This is a genomic window from Thauera mechernichensis, from assembly GCF_029588855.1.
Taxonomy (GTDB): domain Bacteria; phylum Pseudomonadota; class Gammaproteobacteria; order Burkholderiales; family Rhodocyclaceae; genus Thauera; species Thauera mechernichensis.
Map to the genome: position 1 here is coordinate 165,200 of NZ_JARQZE010000005.1, position 16,680 is coordinate 181,879.

General features: G+C 65.8%; 17 protein-coding genes. 10 read left to right on the forward strand and 7 right to left on the reverse strand.

Translation table 11 applies throughout. The annotated features are described in order from the left end of the window. Positions 1 to 233: 233 nt before the first annotated feature. Together recJ and P7F68_RS09475 are read right to left on the reverse strand one after the other, a co-directional pair. Positions 234 to 1,925: a single-stranded-DNA-specific exonuclease RecJ gene (gene recJ, locus P7F68_RS09470; protein ID WP_002927897.1), complete on the reverse strand. Its 1,692-nt coding sequence runs from the start codon at positions 1,923 to 1,925 to the stop codon at positions 234 to 236. Then, a complete protein-coding gene (locus P7F68_RS09475) occupies positions 1,922 to 2,998 on the reverse strand; it encodes a hypothetical protein (RefSeq protein ID WP_277832633.1) in 1,077 nt (358 codons plus the stop codon). Before P7F68_RS09475 ends, recJ begins: the two co-directional genes overlap by 4 nt. Positions 2,999 to 3,161: 163 nt before the next feature. On the opposite strand from P7F68_RS09475, the gene parS reads away from it, so the two are divergent. Both parS and P7F68_RS09485 read left to right on the forward strand, forming a co-directional pair. Beyond that, entirely contained in the window at positions 3,162 to 3,632 is a 471-nt protein-coding gene (gene parS, locus P7F68_RS09480; protein ID WP_002938713.1) for a type II RES/Xre toxin-antitoxin system antitoxin, read from the forward strand. Further along, on the forward strand, positions 3,632 to 4,144 hold the full coding sequence (locus P7F68_RS09485) for an RES family NAD+ phosphorylase (protein ID WP_002938714.1): 513 nt from the start codon (positions 3,632 to 3,634) through the stop codon (positions 4,142 to 4,144). The genes parS and P7F68_RS09485 overlap by 1 nt, the downstream gene beginning before the upstream one ends. Before the next feature lie 47 nt (positions 4,145 to 4,191). Here P7F68_RS09485 and P7F68_RS09490 read toward each other — a convergent pair whose 3' ends face one another. Further along, a complete protein-coding gene (locus P7F68_RS09490; RefSeq protein ID WP_002938716.1) occupies positions 4,192 to 5,190 on the reverse strand; it encodes an SGNH/GDSL hydrolase family protein in 999 nt (332 codons plus the stop codon). Positions 5,191 to 5,526: 336 nt separating this feature from the next. Between P7F68_RS09490 and P7F68_RS09495 the strand changes: the two genes are divergently transcribed. From P7F68_RS09495 to P7F68_RS09530, 8 genes are all read left to right on the forward strand, one after another. Then, positions 5,527 to 6,735, forward strand: a complete 1,209-nt coding sequence (locus tag P7F68_RS09495) for a PepSY-associated TM helix domain-containing protein (RefSeq protein WP_277832639.1) — start codon at positions 5,527 to 5,529, stop codon at positions 6,733 to 6,735. Continuing rightward, a complete protein-coding gene (locus P7F68_RS09500) occupies positions 6,732 to 7,286 on the forward strand; it encodes a hypothetical protein (protein ID WP_002938718.1) in 555 nt (184 codons plus the stop codon). The genes P7F68_RS09495 and P7F68_RS09500 overlap by 4 nt, the downstream gene beginning before the upstream one ends. Next, entirely contained in the window at positions 7,283 to 7,609 is a 327-nt protein-coding gene (locus tag P7F68_RS09505; RefSeq protein WP_002938719.1) for a hypothetical protein, read from the forward strand. Before P7F68_RS09500 ends, P7F68_RS09505 begins: the two co-directional genes overlap by 4 nt. Beyond that, the gene (locus P7F68_RS09510) at positions 7,609 to 8,178 is read left to right on the forward strand and encodes a DUF6162 family protein (protein WP_002938720.1); all 570 of its coding nucleotides are present in this window, start codon (positions 7,609 to 7,611) and stop codon (positions 8,176 to 8,178) included. The genes P7F68_RS09505 and P7F68_RS09510 overlap by 1 nt, the downstream gene beginning before the upstream one ends. A 76-nt stretch (positions 8,179 to 8,254) precedes the next feature. Beyond that, the gene (locus P7F68_RS09515; RefSeq protein WP_002938721.1) at positions 8,255 to 9,199 is read left to right on the forward strand and encodes a metal ABC transporter solute-binding protein, Zn/Mn family; all 945 of its coding nucleotides are present in this window, start codon (positions 8,255 to 8,257) and stop codon (positions 9,197 to 9,199) included. Then, positions 9,196 to 9,948 (forward strand): metal ABC transporter ATP-binding protein, encoded by a 753-nt coding sequence (locus P7F68_RS09520; protein WP_002938722.1) that lies wholly within the window; start codon positions 9,196 to 9,198, stop codon positions 9,946 to 9,948. The genes P7F68_RS09515 and P7F68_RS09520 overlap by 4 nt, the downstream gene beginning before the upstream one ends. After that, positions 9,945 to 10,844 carry a metal ABC transporter permease gene (locus P7F68_RS09525; RefSeq protein ID WP_002938727.1) on the forward strand — a complete coding sequence of 300 codons (900 nt, stop codon included), beginning with the start codon at positions 9,945 to 9,947 and terminating at the stop codon, positions 10,842 to 10,844. Before P7F68_RS09520 ends, P7F68_RS09525 begins: the two co-directional genes overlap by 4 nt. Then, positions 10,841 to 11,728: a metal ABC transporter solute-binding protein, Zn/Mn family gene (locus P7F68_RS09530; protein WP_277832646.1), complete on the forward strand. Its 888-nt coding sequence runs from the start codon at positions 10,841 to 10,843 to the stop codon at positions 11,726 to 11,728. The genes P7F68_RS09525 and P7F68_RS09530 overlap by 4 nt, the downstream gene beginning before the upstream one ends. A gap of 65 nt (positions 11,729 to 11,793) precedes the next feature. Here P7F68_RS09530 and P7F68_RS09535 read toward each other — a convergent pair whose 3' ends face one another. From P7F68_RS09535 to P7F68_RS09550, 4 genes are all read right to left on the reverse strand, one after another. Further along, positions 11,794 to 12,210 (reverse strand): ExbD/TolR family protein, encoded by a 417-nt coding sequence (locus tag P7F68_RS09535; protein WP_002938730.1) that lies wholly within the window; start codon positions 12,208 to 12,210, stop codon positions 11,794 to 11,796. Beyond that, positions 12,210 to 13,106, reverse strand: a complete 897-nt coding sequence (locus tag P7F68_RS09540) for a MotA/TolQ/ExbB proton channel family protein (protein WP_277832649.1) — start codon at positions 13,104 to 13,106, stop codon at positions 12,210 to 12,212. Before P7F68_RS09540 ends, P7F68_RS09535 begins: the two co-directional genes overlap by 1 nt. Before the next feature lie 55 nt (positions 13,107 to 13,161). Continuing rightward, the gene (locus tag P7F68_RS09545) at positions 13,162 to 13,887 is read right to left on the reverse strand and encodes an energy transducer TonB (protein ID WP_002938732.1); all 726 of its coding nucleotides are present in this window, start codon (positions 13,885 to 13,887) and stop codon (positions 13,162 to 13,164) included. A 474-nt stretch (positions 13,888 to 14,361) separates the two neighbouring features. Further along, positions 14,362 to 16,668 carry a TonB-dependent siderophore receptor gene (locus P7F68_RS09550; protein ID WP_277832652.1) on the reverse strand — a complete coding sequence of 769 codons (2,307 nt, stop codon included), beginning with the start codon at positions 16,666 to 16,668 and terminating at the stop codon, positions 14,362 to 14,364. Positions 16,669 to 16,680: the final 12 nt, after the last annotated feature.

Consider the following 16,680-nt stretch of genomic DNA (forward strand, 5'->3'; position numbering starts at 1 on the left):
CTTCGGTCTCGGTCGATCCCGCATGCACCTGTGCCCGTCGGGGGGTGTCTCCTTGGGCTGCCTTCCGCATCCGGGGGCGAGTGTCGGCGGCTACCGGTTTGCGGTGCCGCGACCTGGTCCGTTTGCCGGGTTGGAGCGCACGCGGGCATGGATGTTCCCGCATGCCCGCGGGCCGAACGATGTCGGGCCGTGACCGGTGTCTCGCCAGCAGCCAATGACCGGCTGGTGCGCGCTCAGGCCGCCTCGAAATGCTCCAGCATCAATTGCACGCTGGCGACGCCGTTGTACTCGTTGACGCCGAGACGGAAGGCCGCATGGATCTGGGCGGCAGCACCGTCGGCGTGGTTGAAGCGGATCGCCTCGTAGCGCGTACCGCTGCGCGACAGCTCGAGCTTGAGGTGCTTGTCCTTCAGCAGGCGCTGGCGCTCGACACGGAAGACGTCGTCGAACACCGGCGCCGCAAAGCCCTGGCCCCAGATCTCGTTGTCGAGCATGCGGGCGGCGTCGAGTGCGAAATAGCCGGATTCGAGGCTGCCGTCCGTTTCGATGCGACGCTCGAGCTGCGCGGGTTCGAGCAGTTCGCTGACGACCTCTTCGAAAGCAGCGTCGAAACGTGCGAGTTCGGATTCGCGGATGGTCAGGCCCGCGGCCATGGCGTGGCCGCCGAAGCGCACGATGAGTTCCGGGTGGCGCTTGGTGACGAGGTCGAGCGCGTCGCGCAGGTGCAGGCCCGGAATCGACCGCCCGGAGCCCTTGAGCTCACCGTCGTTGGCGCGCGCAAAGGCGATGGTCGGGCGGTGCAGGCGCTCCTTGATGCGGCCGGCGACGATGCCGATCACGCCCTGGTGCCAGTCGGGTTCGAACAGCGCCACGGTGGCGCGGTTGCCTGCCTCGAAACCGGAGAGCCGGGCGAGTGCCTCCTCCTGCATGCCGGCCTCGATGCCGCGCCGCTCACGGTTGAGCTTGTCGAGTTCCTGGGCGATGTTCATCGCGCGGCCGGGGTCGTCGGTGATCAGGCACTCGATGCCAAGGCTCATGTCGGAGAGCCGCCCCGCGGCGTTCAGGCGCGGACCGATCATGAAGCCGAGATCCATCGTGCTGGCGCGAGCCGGATCGCGCCCGGCGAGTGCGAACAGGGCGCGTATGCCCGCCTGCATGCGCCCGGCGCGCATGCGTGCCAGACCCTGTGCGACCAGGATGCGGTTGTTGCGGTCGAGCTTGACCACGTCGGCGACGGTGCCGAGCGCGACCAGGTCGAGCAACTCGGCGAGGTTGGGCTCCTTGCCACCGGCGAAGGCGCCGCGCTCGCGCAGCTCGGCGCGCAGTGCGAGCATGGTGTAGAACATCGCGCCCACGCCGGCCAGTGCCTTGCTCGGGAAATCGCAGCCGGGCTGGTTGGGGTTCACGATCACGTCGGCTTCGGGCAGCACGTCGCCGGGCAGGTGGTGGTCGGTGATCACGGTGGCCATGCCGTGGGCACGCGCTGCGGCGATGCCCTCGACGCTGGCGATGCCGTTGTCGACGGTGATCAGCACGTCTGGCTCGAGGCGTGCGGCGATGTCGACCATCGCAGGCGTGAGGCCGTAGCCCAGGGTCACACGATCAGGCACCAGGTAATGCACGTCGGCGCCAAAGGCGCGCAGCGCACGCATGCCAACGGCGCAAGCGGTGGCGCCGTCGCAGTCGTAATCGGCGACGATGACCATGCGCGCGCCAGCTTCGATGGCGTCGGCCAGCAACTGCGCTGCCTCTGCCGTGCCGGTAAGCGCCTCGGGCGGCAGCAGGTTCTTCAGGCTGGTGTCGAGTTCGTCGGCGCGGCTGATCCCGCGCGCGGCGTAAAGGCGGGCGAGCAGGGGGTGCAGGCCGGCATCGGCAAGGCGGGCGAAGGCCTGCTGGGGGACGGGGCGGGGCTGGATGCGAGTCATCGGGCTTCGTGGGGGGGCGGTGGCGGCGTTGCCTCAGGCAGCGGCAGGGGAGCTGGGGCGAGCGACTTCAGCAGGTCGTCGAATGCGTAGGGCTTGCGCCAGAACTTCCAGCGCTCGCTACGCTGGTTGGCGACGAGCAGCGTCGCGCGGTCGCCGGGGGCGGTGATGTGCAGGCTGTCGATGCGGCCGCGTTTCAGTGCAGTGGCGAGTGGCGCGAACCAGTCGCGCTCCAGTGCTTCGAGACCAGTGCGCCATGCATCGAGATCCAGCGCTTGGGCGGGGAGTCGCAAGCCGTCGAGTACGACCAGCGTGTCCTGTCGGAGTGCGGCGGAGACATCGGGCATGGCGACGGGGAGGCCGCAGTTGCGTGCCAGGCCGACGCTGAGCGGGTCGGTGGCCTGCACCAGCGCTGCCGGTGCCTGTGGTGCGTGTTCGAGTGCGCCGGCGCCCCACAGCCAGATACTATTTACCGCGCGCAGGCCGGATGCCTCGCGGGCGCGGCTGCGCGGATGATTGTGCAACACGATCTGCGCTTCATTCATGGTGCGCTGCCACAGGCGGGCGTCCTCGCCTTCGGGAAGGAAGTGCTTCACCGGGCGGCCTACAACGTCGTCCAGTGGGTATAGCGTGGCCTTGGAGGCTTGTGCCAGCCTGAGGTACCAGCGTGTCGGCGTGCAGGCCTCGAACTGGCCGAGGTCGGTGAAGACCTCGTTGAGCGCAGCGACCAGTTCAGCGGCTTCCTCCGCATCAAGCTGGCTGTCGTCGAAGCTTTGCAGCAGGAGATGCTCGCGGGCGAAGGAGAGGTTGACCGGGTCAGCGCACAGCCAGTGGTCACCCTCCGCCGGGGGCGGGGCATCGGGCTCGCCACTGCGGCGCAATGCGGCCAGCGGCAGCGGTCCGCCTTCGAGTCCGAACAGCCGCGCCAGCTGGCGGTCGTAGGGCTCGAACGCGAGCACCGAGCGCGAACCTCGGCCAAGCAGGCCGGCCAGCCCGTCGAGCGTCAGGCCCGAGGCCGGTCCGAGCAGGGTTGCGGTAGGCCACAGCAGGCCGGGGATCAAGAGCTGGATATGCATCGGAGACGTAACCTTGGAAGCCGCGCGAGTCTAGCACGCGTGATGGGCACTGCTCGCCTGCGTGGTCATGGCGGTGGCGCAGCCGCGATCAGGCTTGACACGAGATACTGAAGGGTCTTCAATTGATCTATTGATATCAATCAGATGATTGCAGGAGCCCAGCATGAAGCCCACGCCCACCCCAGTTCGAGCGCCTTCAGCCGCCTACGCCGCACGCGCCACCCTGAGCGGGGCAGACATTGATCGTTACCTTCATGCAGCGTCCGCGCTCGAGCGTGACCACATGGTGCGCGAAGGTTTCGAGACCGGCTCGCTCGAGGCCTTCGCACATCGCTTCGGACGCAGCGGGCGCAGCTTGGCGCAGTTGCTGGGTGTGGCACCTGCAACCTATGACCGCCGCGTGCGCGAGGGCAAGCCTCTGTCGCAGGACGATTCCGACCGCGTCGCGCGGTTGATCGACGTCGAGCGTGCGGCGACCCGGGTGTTTGGCGACGAGGCCGCTGCGCGCGAGTGGTTGGCTGCTCCCGTCCCCGTGCTGGGTGGCGCCATACCGATCGAACTGCTCGCCACCACCCCGGGGCACCAGGCGGTGATGAACGCGCTGCGCCGAATCATGGCCGGTACCGTCGCCTGATGGCGGCGCGCACGGCTACATTGTGGCGGCTGGCGCAGGACTGGATCGATCTCGATACGGGTGCGCTGCTCTGTGCGGCCGAGGATCTCGCCTGCGCAGGCAATGGTGCGGCTGCGGTCGGGGGGCGCTGGAACAGTGTCGGCAGACCGGTGATCTATCTCGCCGATAGTCTCGCGCTTGCGCAGCTGGAGAAGCGGGTGCACACGCCGTTGCGCCCGCCGCGGGAACTGGTGGCTGTCGAGGTGACGCTTCCGGCGGCAGCAGTGCTCGAGGCCGAGACGCTTGTCCCGCCCGTGGGCTGGGACATGGACAACGTGGATTGGTCGGTGGGCCGTACGCCATCGCAGCACCTCGGTGATGACTGGGTCGAGCGCAATGACACCCTGCTGCTGCGTGTGCCGTCGGTTGTTGTGCCCGTGGGCTGGAACTATCTGCTCAACCCGTCTCACCCCGATGCGCGCCGGCTGCGCACACGGCGCCTGCCTTATCGGCCCGACGCACGCTTGTGGTGACGGCGGCGCTGCCCGCATGGGCACGCGCCGCTGCCGGAGTGGCTGCCTCAGGCATGCCTTGTGTAGCGGCGCACGCCGAGCAGGCTCAGTAGCCCGATGGCGAGCAGGGCTGGCACCGCGGGCTCGGGAACGGTGGCATGGAAACGCTCGCCGAGCAGCCGGTGCGCTGCACTTGTCGGGTGGACGCCGTCGAAGAAGAGATACTCGTCGCAGTTCGACACTGCACTGAAGATGCACCCGTCACTCACGTTGTTGAAGCCATAGGTGCCGGGATCGCCGATGACCTCGTCGAGGAAGGCTGCGGTGTCGAACTCCATCAGGCGGAGCCCGCCGGGGAGGCCGGGAATGCTCCCGGCACGGATGTGCGCCAAGGTGCTGGCGAGCGCGTTATTGAAGCCGGTCGAGATGAGATCCAGGCCTTGGCGTGCCTCGTCGGTCTGCCCCAGGCCCAGAGGGGTGCTTGCCAGGTTGGGCATGTTGGGGATGAGGAAGTCGGTGGCGCCGATGCTCGCCAGCAGACCGATCGAACTTACCAGATTGGTCACTGCCGTCTCGGCGGCGGCAAGCAGGTTGCCGCCGGTTGCGAGCGTGAAGAAGAAGTCGTTGGGCGCTGCCCACAGCATGAACAAGCTGCTTGCCGGGTCGAAGCTCGCCGCCGGGCTGCCCATGAACTGAAGGACCTGCGCCTGGGCGCCGGTCAGCTCAAGGCTGGGCGGCAGGGGGAAGGGTGAGCCGGTGAGGTAGTTGAAATTGCCCAGGCCGGTCATCGCGCCGCCCACCGCAAAGTTGCTGCCGCCGCTGGTCGATGGGGCAAGCGCGATGCCCAGTTGTGCCGCGAGGTGTTCGGCCGCTGTCGGGCCATCCGTGAATCGCTCGGCGTAGGGCGGCGATGGCGGCCAAGGGGCGAACGGCGCCCCGGCGGCGGACGACAGGGCATAGGCATTGCCGCCGTCGGAGAGACTGTCACCAAACACGAACATGGCGTTATAGGCAGCCTGGGCCGGCAGGCCGGCCAGGAGCAGGCAGGACAACAGGAACGCGCGCATCTTGATGTCTCCTTTTGTTGTTTGTCAGCCGACACGGGTGGCGTGCCCGGCTGCGGCACTTTTAACCCAGCGCCGGGGCGCGGGCAAGCGAGGGGATTCCCTGCTTCGGAGAAGCATCAATCAGTTTGAAGGCTTGAATGTAACTGCGTGTAACAAACTAGCCCATTTTGCGCGCTCAAACGACATGTCCTATGAAAGCACCTGATTTGCTTTGAGTCCCGTTCCTGTCGATTGCGAGGCACGGGTTTTGTTGTTTTCTGGATTGGTGCGTTGCCTGCACAGTGGAGTTTTCATGGTTCGGAACGGGAGAGCCCTGCATGGATGGGAGTGGCGCCGATGAAGTCCACAGTCCCTATGATCGATGGTGTGCAGGGACGGAGGAGTGGCGCACGCGTCTGGTTCCTTGTCCATAGTTGGGCTGCACTGCCGCTGTGGATGTTCATGTTCTTCGTCTGTCTGACCGGGTCGATAGCGACGGTAAGCCAGGAGATCGTGTGGTTGGCGGATCCGGCGGTACGCGCTCGTGCTCCGGCACACGATGCGCAAGTGCTTGGGTACGACGAGATCCTGGCTGCAGTCAACGGGGCGCAGCCCGACGCCGTAGTGCAGTCCATCTCTCGACCGGTGAAGTCGCAGTTCGCGCTCAGCGTGCGCGTAGGCTACGCCGATGGAACCAGTGGCACGCTGCATGTGAATCCCTACACTGGGGAGATACAGGGCGCGCACTCGGGGTTCGATTTCCGTCAGTTCATCCGTGCGCTGCACGGCTGGCTGTTGATGCCGTTCGACAACGGCTTCAATCTCGGATGGTATGCGGTCTCCGCCCTTGCCTTGCCGATGCTGGTATCGCTAGTCACTGGGTTGGTGGTTTACAAGAAGTTCTGGCGTGGCTTCCTGCGACCGCGCTTGCGGTTCGCGCAGGGCGCGCGCGTCTTCTGGGGCGATTTCCACCGACTGGCTGGCATCTGGTCTATCCCGTTCATCCTCATCATGTCGGTGACCGGGCTGTGGTTCCTGGTGCAGGCAACGCTTTCGGACCTGTCGATCTCGATCTCGACCGAAGGCGTTCCACCCGTGGTGGCGCGCGAGGATGCGCCGTATACCGCAGATGGACTGCGCGCACCGATGATCTCGCTCGACGGGGCCGCAGCCAAGGCGAGCGAGCATCTGCCTGGCCTGGAGCCGATGTTCGTGCGACTGCCGGGTACTGCCTACGATCCGATCATGGTGCTGGGGCGCGGGGGCTATCCGCTGCTGTTCGAACGTCTCCACATCAACCCCTACGATGGCGACGTGGTGTATGTGCGTCGCGTCTCGGACCGCTCCGGCCTGGAGTTATTCACCGAGTCGATGCGGCCGCTGCATACCGGTGACTTCGCCGGTCTGTGGCTGAAGCTGGTGTACTTCCTGTTCGGTGTGCTGCTCACCATGATGGTGCTGAGCGGCATGCTGATCTGGACCAAGCGCACGGCGCAGGCCACCATCGCTGCGCTGCGCCGGCAACCGCAGCCGCAGCCGGTTATGGCGCAGGAGGTGAGCGAATGAGTCCGACCAGTACCTTGGCGGCGCCCAAGCTGGGCAAGAAGCCCGAAAACGTCTCGCGCAAGCGCTGGCTGTTCCGCATCAGCGTCGTGATGGTGTTGCTGCCCCTCTTCTATCTTCCGGGTTACTTCGATCGCATCGAGATGAACCGCGGCGCCAAGGGCCTTGGCGAACGCATGGTGGGCGAGTTCGCCGTCGGCCCTTGGTCGATCCGCCTTGCCGAGTGGAACCTCATGCCACCCGCGCTCGATGGTGAGGCGGGGTACATGAAGACCTTCAGCCTGGCGCTTTGTGCGCAGTGTACAGCGCAGGTGAAGGCGGTCTACATCCGCGTCGGCAAGCCGCGCAGTCTGCGTGCGGCAGGCGCGATCTTCTTCGGCTCGCCCTACCGCCAGTTCGCGAACCTGCATGTTCCCGATAGAGCAACCCCGGATTCCGAGGTGTGGATCACGCTGGAGGGCTGGGACGGTTCCACGCACCAAGTGGCGCTGCCGCTTGCCGAGGTCTCGCCAGTCACTGCCGGATGGCTAGTAAAGAAAGGAAACCCCACATGAGTCTCGACTTCCCACGCAAACCGCTGCACCTCATTCTGGCGGGCCTGCTTTCAGGGCTTGCGGGCCTTGCCGTCGCGCACAACCCGGTTTGCGTCTGCGTACCCGATGGCGATACCGTTGTCTGCACCGGCGGTTTCTCGGATGGCAGCAAGGCGCCCGGTGTCACCATCGATGTCGTCGCCTACGATGAGACCATCCTCATACAGGGCAAGCTTGGCGACGATTCCACGCTGCGTTTCAAGCGGCCCGAAGGGGAGTTCTACGTGCTCTTCGATGCAGGTCCGGGACATGTGGTCGAGATCGATCACACCGAGATCCGCTGATGGCTGCTGTCCTTGTTCGACCCGCTGGTGCGGGTCACGAGTCCTTGTTCGTGGCCCTGGCCTGCTGCGTGATCCTGGCAGCGGCGGGGGCGGTGGTCGGGGTGCGTGCCGCGCACGTCGGCGTGACCGTTGTGGAGGCGCATCAGCTTGACGCGCGTGACGGACTGAGTGCGGCCGAACAGGGGCTGTATGCCGATCTGCGCCTCGTGCCCATAGAACTGACGGCGTGGGGGGGCGTGCCACCTGCAGTGGCTGAGTTGGCCGCGGCGCTCGTTCCGCCCTTCGTCGCCGACCTTGGCATGGCATGGCGTGGAGCACACAGTTGGTCCCTGATCGAGCACGCGGGGATGAGTGCCTATCTGGGCCTGAGTGCTGAACCGGCAGTGGCCGGTTCGTTCCTGCTGGTGCTGCCACTTGTGGGAGAGGCTGACTCGCAGCCAGAGATCTGGCTGCACCGCGAGTCCGATGCAGCAGCGCCTGCCCGGTTCGATGCTGGCTTTCTTGTCGAGGCAGGGTGGCGCGAGATCGTCAGCCGTTTCGATGCGGGTGTGACGCGCCACAAGCACTGAATTGAGCGCGGGGCCTGGCGCCCGCGCCGATGTCCAATCCCACAGCCGTTCGCGACTGTTTCTTCATGGAGTTTCCATGTCCGATACCTATCGTTTCTCGCGTTCGCGCCGACGTCTGCTTGCAGGGCTGGCGGCGCTCTGCGCGCTGCCCGCTGCTACGCATGCAGGCGCGCCTGCGCGCAGTCGCCCGCTGCGAATCGGTGTCACGCTGCACCCCTACTACAGCTATGTGAAGAACATCGTCGGCGACCTTGCCGAGGTCGTGCCGGTGATTCCCGCCGGCTTCAATCCACACGCCTACGAGCCGCGCGCCGAGGACATCAAGCGCATCGGGTCGCTCGACCTGATGGTGGTCAATGGTGTTGGTCACGATGACTTCGCCGAGCGCATGATCGCTGCCAGCGAGAAGCCCGACCTGCCCGTGATCGAGGCCAACGCCGACGTGCCCTTGCTGGCTGCCACCGGCATGGCGGGCCGTGCCGGGTCGGGCTCGGTTGTCAATCCGCATACCTTCCTGTCGGTGACCGCATCGATCGCGCAGGTCAACACCATTGCGCGTGAGTTGGCGCGTTTCGATCCTACCAATGCCGCGACCTTCCAGGCCAACGCGCGTGGCTTTGCCCGCCGTCTGCGCCAGCTGCGTGCCGATGCGCTGGCCGAACTGGCCGACATGTCGGGCGCAGAGTTCCGGGTGGCGACCATACACGGCGCCTACGACTACCTGCTGCGCGAGTTCGGTATCGAAGTCACGGCGGTGGTGGAGCCGGCGCATGGCATCGAGCCAAGTCCTGCGCAACTCAAGGGCACCATCGACCGTTTGCGCGGACTGGACGTGAAGGTCATCTTCTCGGAAATGGACTTCCCCTCGGCCTATGTCGACACCATCCAGCGTGAAACCGGCGTGCGCCTGTACGCGCTCACCCACATCTCCTATGGCGAGTACGAGGTTGACAAGTTCGAGCGCGAGACGGCCCGCAACCTTGCTACCGTCGTGCGTGCGATCCGTGAGGCCGCGCAATGACGCATTCGCCAGCAGGTCCCGAGATCCGCTTTGAGTCGGTCGGGCTGACGCTCGGGCGCACCGAGATCCTGCGCGATGTCTCATTGCGCGTCCTGGCTGGCAGTGTGCACGCGCTGGTCGGCCCCAACGGCGGCGGCAAGAGCTCGCTGGTAAAGACCCTGCTCGGTCAGATGCCGCATCGTGGCCGCCTGTCGATCGCTTGGCCTGCGCAGCCTGGCACGATCGGCTACGTACCGCAGGCGCTGGAGTTCGACCGTGGCCTGCCGATGACGGTGGAAGACTTCATGCGCGCTACCACCCAGCGCCGACCGGCCTTCCTGGGCCGCGCATGCGGCCAGATGGCGAGTATCGATGCAGCGCTCGAACGCGTGGGCATGAGCGACAAGCGCCTGCGTCGCATGGGGGCGCTGTCCGGCGGTGAGCGCCAGCGCGTGCTGCTGGCGCAGAGCCTGATTCCGAGACCGGGTCTGCTTGTGCTCGATGAGCCGATGGCCGCGCTCGACGAAGCCGGCATTGCAGTGTTTGAGCATCTGCTTGCCGACTGGCGGCGCGACGGCGTCACGGTGCTGTGGATCGAGCACGACATCGACGCCGTCGCCCGGCTTGCCGACCGCGTCAGTGGGCTCAACCGCAGCCTGCTGTTCGACGGTGCGCCGCTCGAGATGCTGGCGCCCGAGCGACTGCTCGCGCTGTTCTCGGCACGTCCGCGCATCACGCCGGCGCCCGTCCGGCTGGGGGTGGCGGCGTGAGCTACGAGTCCTTCCGCCTGCTGGTGCAGGGTTGGGCCGCGGCGGGTTGGCTGCCGCCCTCGCTGGGCTATGGCTTCGTCGTCAGTGCGTTGCTCGCCGGGCTCATCATCGGCCCCGTGCTCGGCGGGTTGGGTACCCTGGTGGTGGTCAAGCGCTTTGCCTTCTTCTCCGAGGCGGTCGGCCATGCGGCGCTCACCGGCGTTGCGATCGGCATTCTGCTGGGCGAACCCTACACCGGCCCATATGGCAGCCTGTTCGGCTACTGCCTGCTGTTTGGCATTCTGCTGAATTTCCTGCGCAACCGTACCGGGCTCACACCCGATACGCTGATCGGCGTGTTCCTCTCGGTATCTCTGGCGCTTGGCGGCAGCCTGCTGTTGCTGTTGTCCGGAAAGGTGAACGTCCACATCCTCGAGAACGTGCTGTTCGGCTCGGTGCTCACGGTCAACGGCCAGGACCTCGCAGTCCTGGCGGTGGTGGCCGTGCTGGTGGCGGTGCTGGCGCTGCCGCTCTACAACCACATGATGCTGGCAAGCTTCAATCCACAGCTCGCCACCGTACGCGGTGTGCGCGTGAAGCTGCTGGACTATCTCTTCGTTGCGCTGGTGACGGTGGTTACGGTGGCCTCCGTGAAGGTCATCGGCGCCATCCTGGTGGGGGCCTTGCTGGTCATCCCGGCGGCCGCTGCGCGCCTGTTGAGCCGCTCGCTGCGTGGCTTCTTCTGGTTGTCGGTGCTGTTTGCCACGCTCAGCACGCTGGCCGGCATCCTGGTACCGATCGAGCTCGAACTGCCGGTGCCCTCGGGTGCCGCAATCATCCTGTTCTCCGGTGCGCTGTTTGCGCTCGCGGCCATCGCGCGCGGCACCCTACCTGCACTCAAAGGGCAAGTTGCATGACTACCTTGAAGACGCTCGTCGTCGCCTGCGCGCTTGCGTGCAGCACGCCTGTCTGGGCCGGTGAAATCCCGCAGCCAGAACTCGCCGCTACCGTGCTTGCGGCACATCCCGTTGTGTATGCGCTGACGCGCGAGTTGGCCGAAGGCACGCGCATCGACGTCAGCCGCGTGGTGCCGGATACCTTGCCGCCCACGCGTCACGCGGCATACTTCAACGGACGCGGTGCTGCGGCGCTGGAGCGCGCCGCGCGCGAGGCCGATGCTGTGGTGGGGTTGCGCGCCGTGTGGGCCGATGACGTGCTCTACCCCCATGCCCGGCGCGCCAACCTGCGGATCGTCGAAATCGATGCAGCTCGCCCGGTCGATGGCACGCTGCCCGGCGTGGCGCTGCGGGCCGGTGATGCCGATGGGCTGAACGCCTGGCTCGATCCGACCAATCTCGGTCGCATGGCCGACATCGTGGCGCATGACCTCGCACGTCTTGCACCGGCCGATGCCGCAGCCGTGGCACAGCGTCTGGCAGCGTTCAAGCGCGAAGTGGTGCGCCTCGCGGCCGAGGCCGGTCGGCGCTTTGCCGCGCTCGACAATCCGGTGGTGTTCAGCCTGTCCGATCGGCTCGACTACTTCATCACCGGCTTCAACCTCGATCTGGAAGGGCGCGACCTGCGCGCCGATGACGAGTGGTCGCCGCAAGCCGTATCCGCCCTGCTTGAGCGCCTGCACGCGGCCGACGTCGGCATCGTACTGCATCATCGTGCGCCGCCCGAGGCGTTGGCCCTGGCGCTGCAGCGGGCTGGCGTGCGTGTCGCGGTGCTCGAAAGCGCAGGCAACGATCCCTTGCAGGCCTTGCGCGACAACGTTACCGCCATCCTGGGCGCGAACTGAAGTCCGGCAGGTCGAGCGCCCGCCCCTCTCCGGGGCGGGCTTGTTCGCCGCGGCCAGAAAGGGGGTTACGGCTGGGGGTCGGTCACAAAGCCCAGCTTCTGCATGCCAGCGCGTTGCGCCGCGGCCATGACCTTGACTACCTGCTCGTACTCGACGCTGCGATCGCCACGAACGTGGATCTCGGGTTGTGGTTCTTCACTGGCGATCTGGATGAGACGCGCCTCGAGTGTCTCGTAGTCGATCCGGTCTTCGTTCCAGTGCAGGCCGCCCGCGGCAGTGACGGCGATCGTCACCGTACGCGGTTCGACGACGTTCGGCTGGTTGGCCGCGCGGGGCAGATCGAGCTTCACCGAGTGGGTCATCACCGGCACCGTGATGATGAAGATGATGAGCAGCACCAGCATGATGTCGACCAAGGGGATCATGTTGATCTCGCTCATCTCGGTGTCGCCCGTGTCCTCCAGTCCGTTGCCGAAAGCCATCAGGAGGCCTCACGCGTCTTGTTGGCGACATGCAGCTTGGCGACCTTCACAGGCGCTCCGGTGACGAGGAATGCGTGAAGGTGATGGGCGAAGCGGTTGAGTTGTCCGAGGACGCCCTTGTTGGTGCGTACCAGCGCGTTGTAGCCGAGCACGGCGGGGATCGCAACGGCGAGGCCGAATGCGGTCATGATCAATGCTTCGCCGACGGGCCCGGCGACCTTGTCGATTCCGGCGTTGCCCGATACGCCGATACCGACGAGCGCGTGGTAGATCCCCCAAACCGTGCCGAACAGGCCGACGAAGGGGGCCACGGAGCCAACCGAGGCGAGCACGGAGAGGCCGCTCTGCATGCGTTCTGCGCTCTCGTCGATGGCGGTGCGCAGGCATGCGGTCAGCCAGTCGGCCAGGCTCAATTGTCCGTGGAGCTCCTCGCGATGCGCGGCGTGATGGTCGCAAGCCCGCCCACCCTCGTCCACCAGACGGCGAAACGGGTTCGTGGCTGTTTCGCCACCTATCAGATTCAATCCCTCTTCGATGCTCTGCGCGTGCCAGAACAGCTGCGCGCGCCGGGCAGCGCGTCTGAGGCGCATGGCCTGGATGCCGCGAGTGGCGATCACATACCAGGATGCGATGGACATAATGAAGAGCATGATTGCCACGGATTTGATGACGAGATCGCCCTGGGCCCAGAGCGCCTCGATGCCGTAGGGGTTGGCCAGCGTATCCACGGCGCCGGTATCCGGTATCGGTGGTGTGGCTGTACCGAGCGCTTCGCCCGCAGTAGGCAGGGCGTCGGTCGCCGGCGTGGTGCCGGTCTCCACGCCGGCAGTCGATGCGCTGTCTGCTACGTCGGCGGAAGCCGGTATGGAACGGAGGTTCTCGGATTCGTTTTCCATCTGTGTTTCCTTGCTTGAAGGGTGCGCCCGGGAGGCGTGAGAGTTGGGCCTGGATTCAGTTGAGCAATGAGAAGATGACCGGCTGCACATACCAGAACGCGATCGGCTTGCCGCCCCGTGTTGCCGGGACGTAGCGCCAGCGTTCCACTGCCGCAATCGCGGAGTCGTCCAGCCGGCGGTGGCCGCTGGATTCACGCAGCTTCACCTCCGCCACGGAGCCGTCCGGCATGATGTGTACGTCGAGCAGCACTCGCCCCTCTTCCCGCATGCGCCGCGATAGCGGAGGGTAGGTCGGAGCAGGGTTGTTCAGATGCGAGGCATCGACGCGTGGAGGCGTAAGCGGCGTTTCGGTCGTTGGGCCTGCCTGCCCAGGCGGAGGAGGGCGATGCGGCTGTGGCGGCGCGTCCTCCGACGGCGCTTTGCTCGCCTGCGGCGCTGGCGGCGGCTCGGCTTCGTCCATCGGAATCTCGATGGCAGTCTCCGATGGCGGCAGCGGTGGTGGCGGTGGAAGTGGCTTGCGCTTCGGCTCGGGCTTGGGCTTGGGCGGCGAGGGCTTCGGTGGTTCAGGCTTTGGTGGCTCCGGATCGGGCACGGGAGGCGGCGGTGCGAGGGGGGCCGGTGTTGGGGGCACGACGGCGTCAGACGGTACGAGCACGCCCTGCATGGTTGGCTGCACGAGTTCGGAGCGGCTCTGGTCGAGGGCGTGCGTTGCCCACGCCACGGCGCCGACATGCAGCGCCAAGACCAGAACGAAGGTTGACCCGCGTTCGGCGGTCTTCATCGCGGTGCGCCTGAGCGCCGGCTCCCCTGCCTTGGGGAGGGCACCAAAGAGTTCCTGCGGAAAAGGGAGCAGCCATATCGCATTGCTGGTTCTGTAATCCTGTCGAAAAAAATGCAGCGCCCGCAGGCGCTGCGAAAAACTGCCTCGTGGGACCTTGCCTCCGGCGAACATCCAATCGAACCAGCGGGAAGGCGCAAAACCGGTTTCGGTTCGCTTGGCTGGATCACTTGTGTCGGTCGCAGTGGCCCCTATGCGAGCGCGTTCGAAGCGCTTGCGGCATGTGCCCGATGACGCTCCGCGTAGCGGACGTCTCTATTAGCCATGTCGTTTGACATGCCCAAAAAGTGCAACTTGATACATGGTGTTACATATTGCAGGCCGCCGCAGGCGAGGCCTTGGCTCGGTCGCCATAGGGTGGACGTCAAGGTCAGCCATGGGCAGCGCTCTTGAGTGACGCACCACCCCCCATTGCGATCAGTACTTCCAGTTCAGGGTCAAGCTGGCGTTGCGTGGCGCGCCGTAGAAGCTCTGGGACCAGAACAGGCTGCTGAGGTACTTGCGGTCCGTGGCGTTGTTGAGTTTGGCGGTAACGTTAAGCGTTGGAGAGATGTCGTAGCTGGCCATCAGGTCGAGCAGCGCGTAGGCGTCCTGACGGCTGGTGATGGCGCTTGCTTCTGCACGGTGGATCTCGCTCTGCCACTTGACTGTTGCTCCAACCTTGAATCCATGCAGGCCCGGCACACGGGCCACGGTGCTCAGGCGCAAGGTTCTGCGCGGGACATGGGTACGTACGTCGCGGCCGTCTTCATCTTTCAGGCTGAACTGCGTGTAACCCGCATTGATGTCCCAAGTCGATCCGATGCGTCCAGCCATATCGATCTCGAAGCCCTGGGAGCTGGCGTTCACGCCGCGGTAATAGGAGCGTCCGGCACTGAAACCATCATATTCTGCCGTGTTCTTCTGGTCGGTACGGAACACCGCCAAGCTACCGTTCAGTCTGCGCTCGAACCATTCGCCCTTTATGCCTGCCTCGAGGTTCCTGCCTTCGATCGGTTCGAGTACGCTGCCCGACTGGGTGATCTGGTGCTGGGGGTTGAAGATCTCGGCGTAGCTCGCGTAGGCGCTGTGATGGCGGTCGATGTCGTACACGACACCGAGGTAGGGAGTAGTGCGCGTCTCGCGGTAGTCGTGTACTGCGCCGTACTGCACGCCCGAACTGGTGACGCGGCTCAGGTTGGCGCCGGCGAGCAGCTTGAGGTCGGAGGTGAGGCTGAAGCGTCCGGCCGCGTAGACGCTGTCGCGGCGGTTGACGAAGTCGGCATGGTCGCTCAATCCGACGTCGAACGCGGGGCGGGGGAAGCTGCCGGCGAGCATTTCGCTCTCGGTCAGTGGCAGGTGTGTGTCGTCGTCGCGCGAATGCAGCCAGTTATCGCTCTTGCTGCGGCTGATGCCGAACACCAGCTCGTGCTCGTGTCCGCCCAGGGCCACGGTGCCGGTGAGGTTCACGTCAGCTGTCCATTGGCGTTCGGTATGGCCGTACTTCGAAGGCCAACTGAACAAGCCGGTGCCGGTCTCGCGATCGGGTGTGCCATACACATAGAAGAGCTCACCGTCCGATTCAAGGCTGCGGCGCAGCAGCGTGGCCTTGGCCTGCCAGCGGTCGTTCAGGCGGTGGTTCAGTTCGGCGAAGGTCTGGGTGTCGTCGCTGTTCCAGTAGGCCCATCTTGCTGCGCTGCTGGCCGATCGTTCGTAGTGGGTGGGTGTGCCGTCACTGTATCTGAGTGGCAGGGCGCCCCACAGCGTACCCTTCGGCCGGTTGCGCTGTTGTGAGTGGCCGATGGCCAGCAGCGTGTCAGTGTCGATATCGTGCTCGACGATCGCAGAGAACAGCTTTTTGTCGAGGGAGTAGCGGTCCAGATGTGAGTCCTTCTCTTGCGCGGCGACGATCAGCCGGCCTCGCCAGCGCCCATCCTCATCGAGTGCAGAGGAGAAGTCACCGTCAATGCGGCGGTTCTGCCAAGAGCCAAACGTTACGGCCGCCGAGGCCTGCAGTTCGCGGGTGGGGCGCTTGCGCACGAAGTTGACGGTACCCGCGGGATTGCCGATGGAGGCAAGCAGCCCGTTGGCGCCGCGCAGGACCTCGACGCGGTCGTACGGGGCGGTGTCGATGTCGCCGAGTTGATCGCCGGTGGCGAAGGGCAGGCCGATGCCGTCGACCAGAAAGTTGCTGACTTCGAAGCCGCGGATCGAAAAGTAGGTGCGGTCGGACTCCACCAGTTCGACATTCACGCCTGTTACCGAGGCGAGCATGTCGTTCACACTGGTCAAGCTGAAGTCGTCCATCATCGCGCGGGTGACGACGCTGACCGACTGCGGTGTCTCGCGTTGGGAGAGCTCCAGTCGCGTGGCGGTGGAGGTTGAACGTGCGACATAGCTGCCGGTGCGCTCAGTCGCAGTACCGATCGCGGCCGAGACGGTGACCGCCGACAGCATGGCAGCGTCGGGCGACGGCGCGGCTAGCCGCAAGGTGTAACTGCCCGGTCCAGTGGGTACCAGTTCCAGGCCGCTGCCGGTCAGCGCACGCTCCAGTGCCTGTTCGGCACGCATGCGGCCACGGACCGCGGCGGCGTTGCGGTTCTCGAGTGTTGCGGCGCCTGCGGTGAGGGCGATGCCGGCTTCGCGACTGATGCGGTTGAGGGTGGCGGCGAGCGGGCCGGCGGGCAGGTCGTAGTCGCGCACCGTCTGCGCGACATGCGGTGATGCGGTCTGGCTCTGGGCCATGACCGCGGTCGG

Bases quoted from the DNA above. Each gene is read 5' to 3' on its own strand.
- P7F68_RS09490 (WP_002938716.1), bottom strand. From the start codon at position 5,190: ATGCGCGCGTTCCTGTTGTCCTGCCTGCTCCTGGCCGGCCTGCCGGCC.
- P7F68_RS09485 (WP_002938714.1), top strand. From the start codon at position 3,632: ATGGCGGCGCGCACGGCTACATTGTGGCGGCTGGCGCAGGACTGGATC.
- P7F68_RS09530 (WP_277832646.1), top strand. From the start codon at position 10,841: ATGACTACCTTGAAGACGCTCGTCGTCGCCTGCGCGCTTGCGTGCAGC.
- P7F68_RS09540 (WP_277832649.1), bottom strand. From the start codon at position 13,106: ATGGAAAACGAATCCGAGAACCTCCGTTCCATACCGGCTTCCGCCGAC.
- P7F68_RS09550 (WP_277832652.1), bottom strand. From the start codon at position 16,668: ATGGCCCAGAGCCAGACCGCATCACCGCATGTCGCGCAGACGGTGCGC.
- recJ (WP_002927897.1), bottom strand. From the start codon at position 1,925: ATGACTCGCATCCAGCCCCGCCCCGTCCCCCAGCAGGCCTTCGCCCGC.
- P7F68_RS09515 (WP_002938721.1), top strand. From the start codon at position 8,255: ATGTCCGATACCTATCGTTTCTCGCGTTCGCGCCGACGTCTGCTTGCA.
- P7F68_RS09475 (WP_277832633.1), bottom strand. From the start codon at position 2,998: ATGCATATCCAGCTCTTGATCCCCGGCCTGCTGTGGCCTACCGCAACC.
- P7F68_RS09505 (WP_002938719.1), top strand. From the start codon at position 7,283: ATGAGTCTCGACTTCCCACGCAAACCGCTGCACCTCATTCTGGCGGGC.
- parS (WP_002938713.1), top strand. From the start codon at position 3,162: ATGAAGCCCACGCCCACCCCAGTTCGAGCGCCTTCAGCCGCCTACGCC.
- P7F68_RS09500 (WP_002938718.1), top strand. From the start codon at position 6,732: ATGAGTCCGACCAGTACCTTGGCGGCGCCCAAGCTGGGCAAGAAGCCC.
- P7F68_RS09495 (WP_277832639.1), top strand. From the start codon at position 5,527: ATGAAGTCCACAGTCCCTATGATCGATGGTGTGCAGGGACGGAGGAGT.
- P7F68_RS09520 (WP_002938722.1), top strand. From the start codon at position 9,196: ATGACGCATTCGCCAGCAGGTCCCGAGATCCGCTTTGAGTCGGTCGGG.
- P7F68_RS09510 (WP_002938720.1), top strand. From the start codon at position 7,609: ATGGCTGCTGTCCTTGTTCGACCCGCTGGTGCGGGTCACGAGTCCTTG.
- P7F68_RS09545 (WP_002938732.1), bottom strand. From the start codon at position 13,887: ATGAAGACCGCCGAACGCGGGTCAACCTTCGTTCTGGTCTTGGCGCTG.
- P7F68_RS09535 (WP_002938730.1), bottom strand. From the start codon at position 12,210: ATGGCTTTCGGCAACGGACTGGAGGACACGGGCGACACCGAGATGAGC.